The organism is Spirulina sp. LEGE 11439, assembly GCF_059821285.1.
The window spans coordinates 1-16830 of record NZ_JCAMRX010000087.1 but is presented as its reverse complement, the minus strand read 5'-3'; the positions used below and the strand labels follow the sequence as shown (position 1 = coordinate 16830).

The following is a 16830-nucleotide window of genomic DNA, read 5'->3' as shown; positions in this document are numbered from 1 at the left end:
ATTGGTACACTCATTGCTGCTACTGTACCTCATGAATTAGGGAATTGCTATATTCTTATCAGTAAGTAATATTTTGCCATTCTTCTGCCTCGGCAAACAAGCCTATACAGTGCGATCTATCTCAAGGAAATCAATAAAATTCTCAATCATTTCTAGTTTTTCAATTCCCTCGATCGCTCCTCCTCTTTTTGCTGCTAAAATTAAACTGCGTTTCAGTTCATAAAAACATAATTCAGAAGAAACAAAATAGACTCCTCGTGCGAGCAAACGTTCAAACCAAAATTGACAATCAAGTGCTTCCGGCAATTGATTGGGATTTGTTAATTTCCCCAAAATATTAGTATCGAGAAAAACAATCATAAATCATGAAAATAACTTGCGAGAACGATGTTCATCAATGATTTTCTTAACCATTTCCCATGTTTTTCTCGCTGCTTCTAACTCTTCGTCTGTTAGCTTTTTCTCGCGCCAAGTACGCAGAGTCTCGATTTCTTTTTGATTGATTTTAATTTGCTCTTCTCGCGTTCTACCGTAATGCTTGAGAGAATTAACTAAATTTCCTTTGGGTTCGGGATATTCAATATTCTCGTGATGAAGATCTTGTAATGTTGTCATTAAAATTTATCTCCAAAACTATACAATTCTGACTTCTTTATCTCCCTCTTATATTATATGCGATCGCGCAGTGTTTATAACTCCGATTCAGCGCGATAGAGGAATCCTTCTGCTGGAGATAGCGAAATTGCAGTTGAACCATGAGAAGGTCACTCGAAAAACAAGTGTACCTCAAAAATCTTTTCGGTACGATCGCACGACCAACTAGAATAGAATTGGTGCGATCGCACCCCAACAACCCAAAAATTGCAACGATTCGATCGCTTTTGCACCTTATGAGTACGATTCCTCAATTTATTGTCGGTTTGGGAAACCCCGGCACAAAATACGACAAAACTCGCCATAATATCGGTTTCGATATTCTCGATCGCTTGGCAGAAATCTGGCAAATGTCTTGGCAGGAAAATCGCCGTTTTAAAGGTTATTTTTCCGAAGGACGCGCGGTGGGAAATCAAAAGATTTATCTGCTTAAACCCTTAACTTATATGAATCGTTCGGGGGAGTCTATCCGTGCGGTGATGGATTGGTATAAACTCGAACCGGAATCATTATTAGTCGTTTATGATGATATGGATTTAGCCGTAGGACGGTTGCGAATGCGCTTATCGGGTTCTGCGGGAGGACATAACGGCATTAAGTCCGCGATCGCGCATATTGGCGGACAAAACTTCCCTCGTTTGCGAATTGGAATCGGCAAAACTCACCCCGATCGCGAAAGCATTTCTCATGTTTTAGGGAAATTTACCCCCGAAGAAAAACCCATTGTTTCCGAAGCGATCGAATTGGCAATTTCTGCGATCGAAATGGGGCTAAAAGAAGGACTGGAAAAAGCCATGAGCCTTTATAACGGGCGATCGGTTGAGTGATAGAATGATAGAGAATTAGTATAGCGATCGCCAGCAATTAATCGCGATTTAATGCTGTCGCGATCGCTTGCTGAGAGGCTTCTCGATAGGCAATCTCTAAATATTGACGCACCATCGACGCTTCCGGTGCCGGTAGGGGTAAATTACCCAATAATTCCAAAATATTTTTACTATCGGGAGAAGGCGCGATCGCCACCAAAGAAGACTCTAAAGGTTCATCGTAATCCCAAAACCTAGCCAAACTTAAAGGGGTTTTGGTCACTTGTTTTTTGCCAGCTTGTTTTTTGCCAGCTTGTTTTTTGTCTCCTTCTCGTTGCTTCGATACCCCACGATTTTTAATCCCCTTCCCACGCAACTGCCGCAAAGCATCTAAAATTTGTTCCTTCGTGCGTCCTCGTAATTGAAACAAAACAAACGGTTCTTCGCTAAAGCGATCGGCAAGATCGTAATAAACGGCTCCGATATGTTTACAAGGATTGGCTTTATCCGGACAACTACAGCGTGAATGAATATCAGCTAAAGCAAAGGGAAATAAATTCAACCCATTAGCCGTAAAGACATCTTCAATATTGGCGGGCATTTCTCCCGCTAATAATTGCGCCGAATAAATCGCTCTCTCCGAAAGCGTTTCGACAATAAACCCCCAATCCTCATTGCTAAATTGACTCAAAGATAGAGAAACCTGATAGGGTTCGGGTTCGCTTCCTTTCACCCTTGCTAGCACCCGAGGACCGTTGAAATCAATCTTAAGGACATTACCTTCATTTGCATATTTTCTCGCCCGTTCCAGTCGTTTTTTAAAGCGATAGGAATCCAATAATTCCAGCCATCGCTCAACCCACCATTCTCGACTTTTTATTTCGTAATCAGACATTTTTTAGGAAATAGGTAATGAGGAAGAGGAAGTATTTACTATTCGCTGTTCTGCGCCCGATAAAAAGTTTCTAAACTCTCAATATCCCCAATAAAACGCCAGTGCCAAGGTTCATAACTAATTCCTTGGGGATTATTGCGAGGAAAAGATAACTCAAAATTATAACGAGGGGCATTCTCTTGCAACCAGCGAAATGCTGCCGTATTTTCAAAATTAACGCTTAAATTTGTTGCGGGGGATCGCCCATCACCAATATCGATCGCATAACCCGTATGGTGTTCGCTATAACCCGGAGGGGCACTGACTTCAGCCCGTTCGGCGGCATTTTGCTTGCGCTGTGCCTTCACATCAAAAAAGAGGTGATGTTGCTCGGCAACAGTCCGATAACCGGAAAGAGCCGTGAGAATAATTCCCTCTGCTCTGGCTGCATCTGCCATCATGATAAATTTCTCTGCGGCATTATGACGCAAGCGAACGCGGCGATCGGCAGTAACTGCTCTTAACTCCTCGGCGATCGCTTCTTCATAACGCAAATGTCCCAAAACGTTATCTGGCTGGCTCGCCACCTCATTTCCTTGCCAGCCGGCATCCGGTGCGGCTACAGCAGTCGCCGCACCCTGCCCTCCCGAGTTGGCAATGGGTTGAGTGACGCGATTGAAGAAAAATAAAGTAATAATTATTGCGATCGCACCAAATCCCGTCACTCCTCCCACCAATACCCATACCCAGCCGCGAGGAGATGATGGCGATCGTGGTACATCTCGAACAGCGATCGGGATATCGCGCCCCGTATTTCCTGCCAATTTTGCCGATTTATCGGGTTGGTTCGCCTTCTTCAAAGCTCCACTCCTGCACTCAAATCTAATATCCTAATTTAGCGAACTTTGGTCATTTTCCGACAGAGGGCAAATTAAAATTGCTCGAGCGATCGCGTCAATGAATATTTTTGGCGCGATCGCCAGTCCCTTAAACCCCCTTGTCAATCTCGCTCAAAAACTCAGCCACCGTGCGATTAAAAGTTTCCGGTTCGCTCAAAAATGCCCAATGATGGCTGGGAACTTCGCGAATTTGTAATTGCGTTAAATACGTTTTATAGGGTTTGAGTTGAATTTCCGTGCGATTAAATCCCGCTTTGGGTTTAATAAATAAAGCTGGGAGAGCGAGAGAGCGAGTTAAGCCATGAACTTTCATCACCTCGGCAAAAATTTCATTCCGCGCGGGGATAACAAATTTGCTGCCCCAAGTTCCATCGGGTTTCTCTTCAATTCCTGCTTGAAATACTTGTTTTTGGAATGCCGTCCACTTGCGATATTGTTTTAATTGTTTGGCTTGTTTTTCCGCGTCTTCATAACTGCGAAAAGGTCCCATTCCTTTTAAAAAAGGTAAAACACGATACAGAATTGGAAAGGTGAATTTCATCCAATCTGGCATCGAACCGATAAAAATAGGATCGACTAAAATCAAACTGCGGACTCGATCGGGATTTTCCATTGTCCAAACGCAACCTAATTTCCCTCCCCAAGAATGTCCTAAAACATGAGCGGAATGCCAATCTAAATGCGTCATCAGTGCTTGCAAATCCCCGAGGAGTTCGGAAAAATCATATCCCGTTTCTGGCTTACTGGTGTCTCCGTGACCGCGCAGATCCGGGGCGATAATATGATAATCTTCGGCAAGATAATCTCCCAAACTCGACCAGACTAAAGCATGATCGGCTAATCCATGCAATAAAATTAAAGGGGTTTTTCCTCTATTCCACTCTAAGTACGAAAGTTGAATATTATTGGCTAAAACTAATTTTTTGCGGACAAACATAATCAATAAATTTTAAATATTCTCAATTTTAATCTTGGGATTGACGTTAAAATTTTAAGAGAGCGCAAGACCAATAACAGCAAGAGATGAGTCAAACAATTTTTACGAATAAGCGAAAATTATTCGATCGCTGGGCTGTCACTTATGATTTTTTCTTCCCCAGTGTATTTTATCGTGCCGTTCACCAACGCCTCGTGGAATTTGTTGAGCTTCCCCCCTCGGGCAAAGTTCTCGATCTGGGTTGTGGGACAGGTCGCCTTTTAAACCGTCTCGGCGATCGCTTTCCTCAAATTCAGGGAACGGGCTTGGATCTCTTCTCAGAAATGTTAGCACGCGCCCAACAGCAAAACCGACATGGCGATCGCATGGCATTTGTCGAAGGCAATACGGAGGCTCTACCTTTTCCCGACAACCAATTTGAAGAATTGAAATTGGCAAGGATTGTAAAGAAATTAATTTATTTTGCTGGAAAAATATTTCAGGATGATTGATTGATAAAGGAGAGACGCATCTTAGAGCGATTGCGTATATTTCGCAAGAGTTATTTTTAACGAAACCTTCAGAAATATCGACTATAACAGGATCGATAGACTTTTCACGACCGATAGCAACTATGCAAAGCCAACAAAAACTCCCTGTCCTGCTCGATCGCCATTGGCTCAATATTGCCATTACGGCGCTCCTGATTCTGCTATATCTTCCCCTCCTTTTTCATTGGGTTGATGGTTGGGTGAACAAAAGTATAAGTGTCGAACACGAATATTTTAGCCACGGTTTGATCGGCATGCCTTATGCGGCGGCGATCGCTTGGGGAAACCGCAAAAAATGGCAGCGCTTGAGCGATCGTTCCCATCCCCTCGGTGCGGTGGTTCTCATCCTCAGCGCAATTTTCTATATTTCCGGGACTCCCGAACTGGTCAATCTGTCTTTTCCTCTCGTGTTGGTGGGAATTTCCCTCTGGCTGAAAGGAATGCCGGGGTTGCACCTGAATGCTTTTTCCCTCGGTCTCATTTTCTTTGCGACTCCCAATAGTATTCCCTATCTCATTACTCCCTTTACTTTACCCTTGCAAGCCTTCATTGCTGGAACTGCCGGGTTTATCCTCCACGCCATCAACGTTCCCGATCTTGTCGTCGAAGGGATTTATATTACAGTCCAAGATAGGTTAGTCGAGGTTGCCCCCTATTGTGCGGGCTTAAAAATGCTGTTTACCAGTCTCTATGTTGGGGCAATGTTGCTGCACTGGACGGGACTATGGCGATCGCGCAAGAAAATCGTCTTTTTAGCCATCGGTATCGTTATCATCAGTGTCAGCGTTAATATTTTCCGCAATACGATCTTGACCTTCTTACATGGCATGGGTTTTGAAGGGTTGTTTGCTTGGACTCATGAAGGATTGGGGGGAGATTTAATCTCCTTGGGAATGTTAGCACTCGTCGTCGTCTGGCTCGATATTATCGAACGTTTTGACTCTTACTACAAAAAACAGCAAATCGCAGGCATACTGGACTATGGTGCAATTCTCGATCTGCCGAAAGATTTATTCTCTTTAGTGACAGGGAGAGCCAGTCAATCCCCTGCATCCCAAGCCTCTGAAGAGCCTTCATCAAAAACGGGAGAATCTTCAACTCCAAAAATGCCAGAAGCGGAGCAGACGGATCGACAGTCGGAAAAGTCCGACGATTTGTAAGTTCTCATCCGCCTAATTTTTATTCTGCACGGTTATGAATCCGCTTAAATCCGAGTCTAAACCCACCCCACCGCGATTTTCTCTCAAAGGGAAAGGCGCAAAAGCCAAATTGGGGATCGTCATCATTTTAATTGTCATCTTGGCGATCGCTGCCTTTCCCGCCTATCTGAAAGGGGGATGGACGAGTATTTCTGTTGCGGGAATAAAACTCCCTGTCTGGGAAATTAAAGCCACTTGGCAAAAGCCTTTTCCAGTCAAAAATCTCGGTCGCATTCGTAAGACTCGCGATCGAGGGATCGAGGTTCCGGGTTGGGAAACCATCGAAAGCAGCCCCTTGCAAATTGGCGGTCATCAATGGCTGGGGCAAATTCTCCGTCAAAGCGATCGCCGGGATGCCATCCTTTTCTTATTTCCCCAAAATGGCCCAAAAGAGCAACCCGGGGTGGAATGGGTAGATATGGACGGCTTTTTTAAATGGAATATTGATTCCCAACGCTCTCTTACATTTATGGCTGAAGCTGGGGAAACGAAAGCAACAGTAACAGCGCGTTTGCTGCTAGCTCGAGAGAGTCGCCGGTCTCCTTTCGGTGTTGCTCAAACTGTTGCCATTGTCGAATGGTACGCTTGGGAACGCGGCGGACATTACTCTCCCGTCCGTTGGTTTTGGCTCGACCAACGGTTGCAACTTCAGAAACAACGCCTTCCTTGGGTTGCCGTCACCCTGAGAATACCGGTCGATCCCAAAAGTACCTTAGAAGTTGTACAACCCGAAGCCGAAGCCTTGGCGAAACTCGTTCAAGCCAGTTTAATGCAAAATGTGTTTGCGGGAGAGTAACAGATGAACGAACGACATCGTATTGTCACCCGTCGAGCTTATTTTTCCTTTTCTTCACTGTCCTTATTTTGCAGTCTGGCGATCGCTTTATCTGGCAATGGGGTGCTTTGGGTTGCGAGGAGTTGGGGTCAGGTTCCCCCGCAGCAATCTCCTAATCCCGAACTGCTTTTTCCCGAAGAGGCGATCGCCGCTCCCGAGACCACGTTCGATCCGATTAATAGCCCACCCCCTCGAGGGTATATTCCCTCTCCCTTTGACGACGCACCCTCCAACCAATTCAATATTTATTTGTTGGGGATTAATGATGCAGTTTTCGTTTCTGTTCCCCGTTTTCCTGAATTTCAAATCGAAACTCGTATCGATCCCGAAGGGAATGTCAATATTCCCCTTTTGGGGGCGATTAATGTGAATGGGTTAACGTTAGAGGAAGCTCAAACTAAAATTAGCCTCGAATTGGGCGCTCGCTTTTTGAGGGAACCCCCAGAAGTTCTCATCAATTTACAATCGCCTCGGGAGACGGTGATTACAGTGATTGGCTCTGTCGGTCAGCCAGGCTATCACGTTCTTCCGTTTGGTTCCGATCCCGTGGATGCAATTTTACGAGCGGGAGGTAGTCTCGAACGTGCGGATTTAAGAGAGGTGATCGTGCGTCGGACTTTAGTGGATGGCACGATACTCGAACGGCAAATTGATTTTTTAACCCCTTTACTTCAGGGGGAATCCCAACCCGAGTTATTTTTACAGGGAGGAGATGCGGTGATCGTTCCCGAACTCGAATTGGGGGAGGAAAAAGACTATGCCAGTCTTTTAGCAGCCCGTTCTAATATTTCTCAGCCTTTTATTGTCGTCCGGGTTCTCAACTATCCCGGTCAGCGTCTCGGCCAAATTCAACTCGCGGGAGGATCGACTTTTGTGGATGCGATCGCGCAAATTAGTCCGCCTTCGAGTAGTGCCAATCTGCGTAAAATTGGTTTAGTTCGCTTCGATCCTGAACAAGGCCAAGCCGTAACGCAGGTTTTGGATGCCAAAGCAGCTTTTTTAGGCGATTTAAGTCAAGATATTCCTCTTAAAAATCACGATGTGATTGTGGTCAATCGCAATTTACTGGCCAAGTTAACTTATGGTTTAAATATTTTTACCCAGCCTTTCCGAGATGTTTTGGGTTTCTTGCTCTTTTTCGATCAATTGAATGACAGCGCGACTAATTTGTTTAATCCGTCTGTTAATCAATAGCGTTTCAGGTTGAGGAGATTTAAAAGTCATCAGGAATAATCCATTTAGGCGGCTCGCTGAGCTTTTTTCGTCGGGCAATGTCAGCAATTTCGTGCATTTTATCTAAAGAGGTTTCCTGCATGAATTTGTTGGCTTGGTCTGCATATTGCAGGTTGGGACATTTATCTCCCAAAATGCAGCCATTGACGCATTCTTGGGTACAGTCGATCGTTGTTTCCATGTTCGCTATCGGTTATTCTCTCTCCACCTATTTTACCAGAGCGATCGTGATTATTTTTAGCTCGCGATTGTTTCTTGCCAGCAGGCGATCGCCTTGCCATGAAAGTCTAATTGGAGGGTATTTTCTACACGTTTTGGTTCTCCTGTGGTGCGTGCTATGCTATACCAAATCCATTGAACGATGGCGCGATCGCTATCTATGCGAATCTCTTGAATCTCGATGTCAACATGGCGATCGGAAAGAAGTTCCGTATCGAGAGACGGCAAAGCAGGATGATTATAATAGGGCTTGCTGAAAAAGTTAGAAAAAAATTGGGGGAGAGGGCGATCGCATTTTAGAAGTGAGAAATCATAATCCGGGATTATCGATAACCCTTTTCCCTATAATGATAGGCAATGAGTTTTGCCCAAAAGATTCGCTCGGGGGAATTTTGACAAAAAAAAGGACAAAAAAACTGCCGAAGCAGGGTGACAAGATTCATGACTAAAAAGGTAATAGCAATGGTGGTTTCTGAGGTATTAGAAAGTTTTGCCATGACGCGATCGAGATTAAATCGTCGCTTACCTTGTCCAAATTTTCCTTCAATCCCGTTGCGAATTCTCTCATCTTCTCTTGCTTATCTTTTCTCTTCTCTACTCGGATTTTTTTATGGTTTTGCTGGCGCTCCCATTTCTGATGAAAAATTTTCTTGATATTCCTCTTCAAATTCTGACCAAGGAACTAGCTTGGACATTATTAGACCTCTCCAAAATACCTCAATTGGGATATTATAGTCTGATAAAGTAAAAATCTGAGGAAAAGTATGAGTTATACATGGGAATACTTACAAAAACATCCGAAAGAAGCAACGCGCTTAGTAGGAATCCGGGAAGAACAATTGAATTTAATAATCAAACTAGGGAAAAGATTGCATGAGGAAAAGCAAAAAGAGAAGGAAGCAAAAAAGATAAGACTGATTCGTAGAGGTGGAGGAACAAAAAATAAATTATCTGTGGAAGACCAAATTGTGTTGACCCTGATTTATTTGCGTCAAGGTTTAACATTTCAGGTGTTAGGATTACTGTTTCAAGTAAGTGAAACAACAGCGAATGAAACATTGTTTTAAAAATCAATTAATTGTCTTACCAAGGGGAGGAGATATTGTTGATATGATAGCTGGAAAAAAAGGACCTTTCAGTGATATAAATCTCTGGCGTTTACGACACCAAGAATTTAACCCTAAGCAAAAATTTTCGGGAGATAAAGGTTATGTGGGAGAGGAAGCCATTAGAACTCCGCAGAAAAAGCCCAAAAATGGAGAGCTTTCTTCTGAATAAAAAGAAAAAAATCGGCAAATTTCATCTTTGAGAATTTTTGTAGAACATATCATTGGTGTTTTAAAAATTTTTCGAGTGGCTCAAGAAAGATTTCGTTTAAAAGTTGAAAAGTATAAATCGGTAATTGAGACAATTGCTGGGTTAGTTCGCTTACGGATAGGAGCATTGATTTTAGATGTTGTGGAATGTCGCGATCGCCTTGGAGAATTTGAAATTATCCAGCGCCATCTTTGGAGTGACTTTCTAACAGAAGAACCTCCCCAACCTTGTTAAAATAGGATTCTCATATAATTGATTCTTGTGAGAGTTGTGAGTTCTCTCTGTGGAATCAAGATGTATCAAGTCTTTTGATGCTGGAGAGGTCTATACCTCCCTTTAGAAATTGATTAGACCAATCTTTATTAAGATTCTCATGAAATGTTGCGATCGCACCTTGCCCCCATAATGTATTGCTTATTCCCACCGCATCAACCCAACGATAAACATGAAAATCAGTAATCGTCCCCAAAGACTGTGACCCATCAAACAACTCATACTCCACCTCTAACTCAGTCCCATATAACCGATCGCTCTGCAAATTCTCAACCCCCCCAAACATCTCAGCATAACTCCTCGGCTCCAATTCCACATAAGACCCCATCCCCAACATCCCATTCTTACTCAAACTCTGCGACCATAACAAATCCCCCTGAGACCCATTCGGAGAACGCAAGAAATTATCATAAGTCCCGCCACCCTTATTCCTCACCGATACCTTCACATTGTCGTAATACTCATAAAAATCCTGCCCCAACGCCTTCAACATCTTCGCCGAGCGCCCCACCTTAAACGTATCCCCTGAATCATTCACCATCAACTGACCAGGAGGACGCGACGGATATACATCCCTTGTCTGCACGATCTGCTTCGCTAACCCCGGACCCTCCCACCATAGAGCCACCGACGCATCCGTCACCGTATCCGCATAATCCAACTGAATTTGATACTTTTGACCCGGTTTTAAATTCACATAACCACTCCCATACTCCTTCTTATCCTCATCCCACTCCCTATCCAACTCATTGACTTCCAATATCGGCACCTCATCAATCGACAACTGTGCCAAAGACCCATCCATATCCACAAAGAAGCGATAATCTCCTTCCTGCGCTGTTTCCGGTACCTTAATTGTTCCCGAATAGCGCAGGCTGAAATTATCTCCCTCAATAACCCCCGGTATCGGCGAATGCCAATCCCAATCCACATTCACTGCATCTACAAACCCTGATGACTTTAAGTTACTAAAACCCAACCCTTCGAAATACTCCACGTATAACCCCGTCCCTTGCGGTTCTCCTACGGGTAGGGGAGGTTCGTAATCTGGTTCGGGATATTGTTCCCGACCAGTCGAAGAGGTTTTGATTGGAGGTGTCGATGGCTTCGGGATAGAGGAATTCTTGGGGAATGACGGCTAGGGATTGAGAATTGCTCTCCCAAAGGAGTTTCATTCGTCAATTTTAACTCAGAAAATTGATAAAATGAGAAAGGTTAAATGGAAAGTGAAAAAATGAAGAAACTTAACCATAAAAGTTGGAAAATCTGGTTGGCTCTCATTCTAGGAGGTATAGGAAGTCAACTCGGTATTAGAGAAAGTCAAGCCAACCCAAATTACACGAGGTTTTCGCAATGGTGTTTGGCAAAGGAGAGTTTGTCGGAAGAAACTCGCCATACAGTAGAGGAATTGTTGAAAATAGTAAAAACAGAGAATTGTGAGGAAGCAGAGCAAAAATTATCTGAGCTAAGTTTACTATTATTAAATTCCAGAAATATTAGCGATATCCGTCCCTTACAATCCTTAAATAGCATTAAGCTAGTTACACTTAGCTTGCATAGCAATCAAATTAGTGATATCAGTCCCTTACAATCCCTGACTTATTTAACTCAGCTTAGCTTATCGAACAACGACATTCGCGATATTAGCCCTTTACAATCTTTAACAAACCTTAGCAATCTTGATTTGAGTAGCAATCAAATTAGTAATTTAACACCTTTATCGGAATTAAGAGAACTTCAAGAACTTTATCTAAGCAGAAATCAAGTTAACGATCTAACACCTCTCTCAAATCTTAATCAGCTTAAATGGCTAGGTTTGAGTACGAACAAAATCGATGACCTATCCCCTCTTGCCAATTTGACTCAAATTAACGATATTTCCTTAAGATGGAATCAAATTAACGATTTGACTCCTCTTGCTAATTTGAAAAATCTTCTGGGTCTCAGTCTAACCTCTAATCAAATTAGCGATTTAACTCCTTTAGCTTCTCTTCCACAATTAGACAGTCTCGATCTCAGCAACAATCAAATTGAAGATGTAACACCATTGTCTGGCTTAACCCGACTTCAGTTTCTCGACTTATATGATAATCGCATCCAAGATGTCACACCTTTAGCTCAACTGATAAATATTAGAGAACTCAATTTAGATGACAATCAAATTCAAGATGCTAGCCCTCTAGTTATTTTTAAAAACAGAGAAAGTATTTGTTTGAGAAGAAATCCTCTAACTCAACTTTCTTTATCTCTTCGACTTCCTTGTAGAGTGCTAGACTATCGTTCTTAATGACCGCTCCCAATAATAGAAAATGCCGACCAATAATAAGGGTGTTGATAGTTGATTCCGAAATTCACGTTTTGTGCGACTTCAGAAGGAATCGGGAAACTCTCTTCTCCTTGACTTCCGAATTGATAAATAATTCTGGGATTTGCCCCTCCTTCATACCGAATCCTTCCTTCTATCATCGCTCGCACTACTTTTTGTTGGATTTTCGCCAGAGGAATATCGCGAGTTGAAAGTTCATGATAAAATGCCTGCATTAATGCAGATATTGCCACATCAGGATCGCTGATTTTGCACTCTCTTCTCCAGCAACTTCAAGTCCACAAGTTCAACTTCTAAAATTGATAAAATGAGAAAGATTAAATGGAACGTTAGAAAAATGAAAACAATGAACTTTAGAAACTGGAAAATTGGGCTGGCTCTTATTTTGGGAGTAATGGGAAGTCAATGGGGGATTACTGCGAGTCACGCCAACCCGAATTATACAAGTTTCCGGCAATGGTGCGAGGCGAAGGAAAGTTTACCGGCAGAAACTCGCCATACAGTGGGAGAGTTGTTACGGAAGGTTAAAACCGAGGACTGTGACGAGGCAGAGCAAAAACTTTCGGAGATAACTAGATTGGGTAGTTTTAATGGTCGAGGGATTAGCGATCTCAGTCCGTTACAATCTTTAACTCATCTCACTTTTCTTAGTTTGAACAGTAATAAAATTGTTAACATTGAGCCATTAAGTTCTTTAGCTAATCTCACTGAAATTCATCTTAGGAGAAATGAGATCCAAGATATTAGTCCGTTAAGTTCTCTAACCAATCTGGTCGAGCTTAGTTTTGAGAAAAATCAAATTCAAGATTTAACTCCTTTATCCAATTTAAAAAACTTAAGTGTTTTGGATTTGAGCTATAACAATATCAGCGATCTGACTCCTCTATCAAACCTAAAAACTTTAACAGTATTACGGTTATCGGGAAATAAAATTAGTAATTTGAGTCCTCTATCAAATCTAAGTGCTCTGTGGAATCTCCATCTAAATTCCAACCAAATTAATGATTTGACACCTCTATCCACCCTTGTTAATCTAACCGGTCTTTCTATTGGTTTCAATCAAGTTAGCGATCTGACTCCCTTGACTTCTCTGCACCAACTCGTAATTCTTCAATTTCCCAATAACCAAGTTAGTGATGTTTCTCCCCTAACAAGTTTAACGCAATTGTCAGATGTGAGCTTGGACGATAATCCTATTGATGATTTTAGTATTTTGTGGACTATACCAAGTATGGAACTCATTTATTTTGATTCGATACATGATTGATTGGAAGCAATATCAATATCAAACCAACTGAAAGTCTTGTTTAAGCCAAAACTCCTATTCTTTTAACTTTTCAATCTATCGAGTTTGGCTCTCTGGAAACAAGAAAAACTCATTTTTAATGACCACTTCCAATAAGCTGAAATGCAGACCAATTATAAGGATGCCTTCTTAAATTATGAGCATCGGAATAGTAGTTTGAGCCTGTAGGATAGTTAATCATTTCTATCTGTGCTGCTTGCAAAATTTTAGCAACAGGCATATCTTGGGCTGCACGTATTGCGTGTAATTTCTCCATTAGTATTGACGTTTCAAGATCGGGAACATCCCACAAAGCACCGATGGCGGACTCTGCCCCTCGCAACCAAGTTGCACCAGCCAGCCCATATTCTTGATAGGCGTTGCCAATCGCGGCTTGGCAGGAAGAAAAAATAGCCCATTCCAATGAATCAAACTTGTATGTATTTAATATTTTGTATAGCGTGACGTAATCTTCGGGTTTGTTGGTCGCGAGATAATCATCGTGAGAATTCGAATTTCGCCAATATTTTCCATGAGTCGCAATATGTAAAAACTGTGGATCGTTGTTGAGAGAGTCGAGATCTCTTTTTAAGTTTTTGGCATTAAAACGATGATCCTCTGGAATTGATGCTTGACTATTTTGATTATTGGTAATTGCATTAAATTCATCGTCCACATAGTGAAGATCTGCCCAGAGATTAGACTCTTGAAAGTGGTCTTCTGCGAGGATAAATCCTTCAGCATTTCTCATATCTTGATACTGCGGCTCGGTAAGATGAAAACTCGGAGAAATCGCAAGACTAAATTCCTCGATAAGATGTTTGCCAGTGTTTTGATCGACTAAAGCGCCATAGGGAATATTTTGTAAAAGAGAAACCAAAACAGGATGATCCGTGGCGTTTGAGCCATTATAGCGTCTCTCTATACCAACTACCTTATGGCTTGCGTCGGGGATAATCTGCAAATGATCGATTCCCAAAGTTCGGAGATCGTCCTCAATTTCAGAAAATAGTTTATCGTAGAGTAGCTCTCCGGGAGAAATGTATTCAGTGCTTCTTTTGGGACCTTGTCTTTCTTTTTTTACATACCTAAAAAAATCACGATAATTTTTCTCCAACTCCTGAAAAGAAACCTCAACAAACTTATGAACGGGTTCTTGATTGGGATCGCCTGGAACCATAATAATTTCAACTCCTTCAACACCATCTCTTTCCCGAATCGTCAAATAAACCAGAGCCGATTTCATACCAGCTTGGAGATCGGCTTGCTGCAATTTCTCCTGCATCGCCTCCATAGAAATTTGGTCGATCTCTTCTTCTGATAACTTCCCATTAGGCAAAATATTCCGCTTAAACTCCTCAATGCGCTCAATTTCAATTTCCTTAACGCGATCGCCAATAGAAACCCGACCCTTAAGATCAAGAGGAAACTCAAAATCCGCAGTCTGTAACACCACCGTATCCTCAACAAAATTGCCATTCCCGCCAGTAAAATCACCTCCCTCCCCTGGAGTAAAAGCAATAGGCAACTCACTCACCTCCCATTTCGCCGCCCCCATCCCCGTAATCCCACTCGCTGTCTGAGAATAATCAATATTGTCATTCGTCCCCGCCAAAGCCACTCCCTTCGACTCCGGCAAGAAATAATCAAACTCCTTCGTTTTGATAAACTCTCCTAATTCATTCTCACTCTTTTCATGCAATCCCGCCATTACCCCTGCACCTAAATTTTCTTTAGCACCAACAACATCTAACCAACGATAAAGCTCGTAAGAAGTCTTTACCGTGTGGCGTTTATAGTGAGATTCTGAGTCATATTCAGATTCATTAGAGTAAGAATGAGAGTGTTTTGCAACAGTAACATTAATAACTGACCCATACAAAACATCTTTATCCAACCCCGATATATCGATCGCTTTCAACATTCCTGCCAGAAGCTTATCGCTATCTCCTTGCTCTAAGGTAAAAGATTGATTAACCAAATCCAAATCTCCCGTCTTCTCCATAAACTCGGCTAAAGGTCCCTCAATATCAATAACTACCCCTACCCAACTTTCATCACCCGTTGGTGCCGCAAAAGGAATCTCAAAATATCCAGAATTTCCATCGAAAAACAGACCTTGAGGTTCTCTTTTCTGGTCTATAAGAGTATAAGTATTTACACCAGAAGTTTCAAAATCTACAGCGCCACTACCACTACTAGAATATGCTATATGATCGTGAAACCAAGGCTGATCTATGTAAAGTATAGAAGTACTGGGTTGAGAAGGACTACCCCAATCGAGATTAACCCATCCCCCCTCAACCTCCTCATCATTATCAGAATACTCCACCTCCACCTGATAAGAGTGACCTGCACTCAACAGCAAAGAACCACTTTGAGCAACATTTCCACCCAAAGGCAAATTCGTCCCATCAATCACCAACTGTCCATCTATCCAGACTCGCACCGGTTCTGCTGCATTGATATCAAACGTATACACCTCATCGTATTCCGCCTCAATCGTTCCCGTCCATGTCACCCCCAAAATTGATTCTTTCGGCGGATATAACTGAGAAGAAGGAATAACATCCTTATTCTGAGAAAGACTCGACCAGAGCAATTTAGCCGAAGCCAGCCCCGTTTCCTCAAAATACTCCATCCTGATATCGTACTTCTCTCCTCCCTGCAACGAAATCGGTGCAGAAATCCGTTCCTCATTGCCATTGTCCCAATTATCAATCAATAATTCCCCATTCACCCACAAACGCACCCCATCATCGCTCTGAGTATAGAAAGTATAATCCTCATCGTAAAGCGGTTCGATTTGCCCCGTCCACCGAGTGCTATAGGTATCTGGGTCAATACTGGCATCGGGAGAACCTGTCTCCCAGGCAAAATTCACCGACCCATCCACACGGCTCAATACTGCATCTGTCAAATCTTTGTTATTAAAGTATTCTCCTTTTAATCCTTCTCCATTTCCTTCCACTCCTACCGGAATCGTTAATTGTTCGGGATAGAGAAATTCTTGAGGAATGACTGACAAAGATTGAGAAGCACTTTCCCAAAGCAACTTCATTTGAGCCTCTCCTACCTCCTCTTTGTATTCCACCTGAAAATCGTATTTGACTCCCGCTTCGAGAGAGAAAGGAATGACTCCAGAAGTATCGACACTACTATTACTGTCAGTCCAATTATTAATAATCTGATGCCAAGTATTGGTGTTAGGGTCACGCACCCACACTCGCGAACCCCCATCGGCACGAGAAACTAAGGTAAAGTCTTCACTATAGGGGGCTTCGAGTTTCCCGCTAAACCTTGCCGACCAGTTATCGTTGGGGAGTGAGCCATAAGCAGGATTTCCTCCTTCCCATTCAAAGTCAATTCGTTGGGGAATTCCTCCTAGTGGTCTGTCAGACTTGAAAAGCCGAGTAAAATCTGAGAGAATTAGAAGAAAATAC

The 16830-nt window shown here is 42.6% G+C and carries 18 protein-coding genes and 2 pseudogenes; 9 read left to right on the top strand and 11 right to left on the bottom strand.

Annotated features, from left to right (window positions below):
- Positions 1–102: 102 nt before the first annotated feature.
- Complete coding sequence (locus tag AC6RV6_RS29060) at positions 103–360, bottom strand: hypothetical protein (protein WP_500244364.1); 258 nt, start codon at positions 358–360, stop codon at positions 103–105.
- A 3-nt stretch (positions 361–363) separates the two neighbouring features.
- Positions 364–615 carry a hypothetical protein gene (locus AC6RV6_RS29055; RefSeq protein WP_500244363.1) on the bottom strand — a complete coding sequence of 84 codons (252 nt, stop codon included), beginning with the start codon at positions 613–615 and terminating at the stop codon, positions 364–366.
- Positions 616–890: 275 nt separating this feature from the next.
- Between AC6RV6_RS29055 and pth the strand changes: the two genes are divergently transcribed.
- Positions 891–1481, top strand: a complete 591-nt coding sequence (gene pth / locus AC6RV6_RS29050; RefSeq protein ID WP_500244365.1) for an aminoacyl-tRNA hydrolase — start codon at positions 891–893, stop codon at positions 1479–1481.
- Positions 1482–1518: 37 nt separating this feature from the next.
- Here the strand turns inward: pth and AC6RV6_RS29045 are convergent, their stop codons facing one another.
- The 3 genes from AC6RV6_RS29045 to AC6RV6_RS29035 all read right to left on the bottom strand — a co-directional run bounded on the left by AC6RV6_RS29045 (position 1519) and on the right by AC6RV6_RS29035 (position 4170).
- Positions 1519–2355 carry an SWIM zinc finger family protein gene (locus AC6RV6_RS29045; RefSeq protein ID WP_500244362.1) on the bottom strand — a complete coding sequence of 279 codons (837 nt, stop codon included), beginning with the start codon at positions 2353–2355 and terminating at the stop codon, positions 1519–1521.
- A 38-nt stretch (positions 2356–2393) separates the two neighbouring features.
- Positions 2394–3194 (bottom strand): M15 family metallopeptidase, encoded by an 801-nt coding sequence (locus tag AC6RV6_RS29040; RefSeq protein WP_500244361.1) that lies wholly within the window; start codon positions 3192–3194, stop codon positions 2394–2396.
- A 127-nt stretch (positions 3195–3321) separates the two neighbouring features.
- The gene (locus AC6RV6_RS29035) at positions 3322–4170 is read right to left on the bottom strand and encodes an alpha/beta fold hydrolase (RefSeq protein WP_500244360.1); all 849 of its coding nucleotides are present in this window, start codon (positions 4168–4170) and stop codon (positions 3322–3324) included.
- A gap of 86 nt (positions 4171–4256) precedes the next feature.
- On the opposite strand from AC6RV6_RS29035, the gene AC6RV6_RS29030 reads away from it, so the two are divergent.
- From AC6RV6_RS29030 to AC6RV6_RS29015, 4 genes are all read left to right on the top strand, one after another.
- Positions 4257–4661, top strand: a complete 405-nt coding sequence (locus AC6RV6_RS29030; protein ID WP_500244359.1) for a class I SAM-dependent methyltransferase — start codon at positions 4257–4259, stop codon at positions 4659–4661.
- 122 nt (positions 4662–4783) lie between these two features.
- Positions 4784–5860, top strand: coding sequence for a cyanoexosortase B (crtB, locus tag AC6RV6_RS29025; protein WP_500244358.1), 1077 nt, complete (start codon positions 4784–4786; stop codon positions 5858–5860).
- Positions 5861–5894: 34 nt separating this feature from the next.
- Positions 5895–6695 (top strand): cyanoexosortase B system-associated protein, encoded by an 801-nt coding sequence (locus tag AC6RV6_RS29020; RefSeq protein WP_500244357.1) that lies wholly within the window; start codon positions 5895–5897, stop codon positions 6693–6695.
- Between the two features lie 3 nt (positions 6696–6698).
- A complete protein-coding gene (locus AC6RV6_RS29015; RefSeq protein WP_500244356.1) occupies positions 6699–7928 on the top strand; it encodes a polysaccharide biosynthesis/export family protein in 1230 nt (409 codons plus the stop codon).
- A gap of 19 nt (positions 7929–7947) precedes the next feature.
- On the opposite strand, the gene AC6RV6_RS29010 is transcribed toward AC6RV6_RS29015, so the two are convergent.
- The 3 genes and pseudogenes from AC6RV6_RS29010 to AC6RV6_RS29000 all read right to left on the bottom strand — a co-directional run.
- Entirely contained in the window at positions 7948–8148 is a 201-nt protein-coding gene (locus AC6RV6_RS29010) for a hypothetical protein (RefSeq protein ID WP_500244355.1), read from the bottom strand.
- A 56-nt stretch (positions 8149–8204) separates the two neighbouring features.
- The gene (locus AC6RV6_RS29005) at positions 8205–8414 is read right to left on the bottom strand and encodes a hypothetical protein (protein ID WP_500244354.1); all 210 of its coding nucleotides are present in this window, start codon (positions 8412–8414) and stop codon (positions 8205–8207) included.
- 95 nt (positions 8415–8509) lie between these two features.
- Positions 8510–8794 (bottom strand): annotated as a pseudogene (locus AC6RV6_RS29000) (transposase); the annotation flags it as partial.
- A gap of 156 nt (positions 8795–8950) precedes the next feature.
- Between AC6RV6_RS29000 and AC6RV6_RS28995 the strand changes: the two are divergent.
- Positions 8951–9253, top strand: a complete 303-nt coding sequence (locus AC6RV6_RS28995) for a helix-turn-helix domain-containing protein (RefSeq protein ID WP_500240786.1) — start codon at positions 8951–8953, stop codon at positions 9251–9253.
- Positions 9237–9737, top strand: a pseudogene (locus AC6RV6_RS28990) (transposase family protein). The gene AC6RV6_RS28995 and the pseudogene AC6RV6_RS28990 overlap by 17 nt, the downstream one beginning before the upstream one ends.
- A gap of 55 nt (positions 9738–9792) precedes the next feature.
- Here the strand turns inward: AC6RV6_RS28990 and AC6RV6_RS28985 are convergent.
- Positions 9793–10773 (bottom strand): PA14 domain-containing protein, encoded by a 981-nt coding sequence (locus AC6RV6_RS28985; RefSeq protein ID WP_500244353.1) that lies wholly within the window; start codon positions 10771–10773, stop codon positions 9793–9795.
- A 237-nt stretch (positions 10774–11010) separates the two neighbouring features.
- Between AC6RV6_RS28985 and AC6RV6_RS28980 the strand changes: the two genes are divergently transcribed.
- A complete protein-coding gene (locus AC6RV6_RS28980) occupies positions 11011–12063 on the top strand; it encodes a leucine-rich repeat domain-containing protein (protein ID WP_500244352.1) in 1053 nt (350 codons plus the stop codon).
- Here the strand turns inward: AC6RV6_RS28980 and AC6RV6_RS28975 are convergent.
- Positions 12060–12335 carry a CHAT domain-containing protein gene (locus AC6RV6_RS28975; protein WP_500244351.1) on the bottom strand — a complete coding sequence of 92 codons (276 nt, stop codon included), beginning with the start codon at positions 12333–12335 and terminating at the stop codon, positions 12060–12062. The genes AC6RV6_RS28980 and AC6RV6_RS28975 overlap by 4 nt on opposite strands.
- Before the next feature lie 104 nt (positions 12336–12439).
- Here AC6RV6_RS28975 and AC6RV6_RS28970 point away from each other — a divergent pair, with 104 nt between their 5' ends.
- Positions 12440–13369, top strand: coding sequence for a leucine-rich repeat domain-containing protein (locus AC6RV6_RS28970; protein ID WP_500244350.1), 930 nt, complete (start codon positions 12440–12442; stop codon positions 13367–13369).
- 115 nt (positions 13370–13484) lie between these two features.
- On the opposite strand, the gene AC6RV6_RS28965 is transcribed toward AC6RV6_RS28970, so the two are convergent.
- Positions 13485–16830, bottom strand: a 3346-nt coding sequence (locus AC6RV6_RS28965; RefSeq protein ID WP_500244349.1) for a PA14 domain-containing protein, incomplete at its 5' end; no start/stop codon positions are given.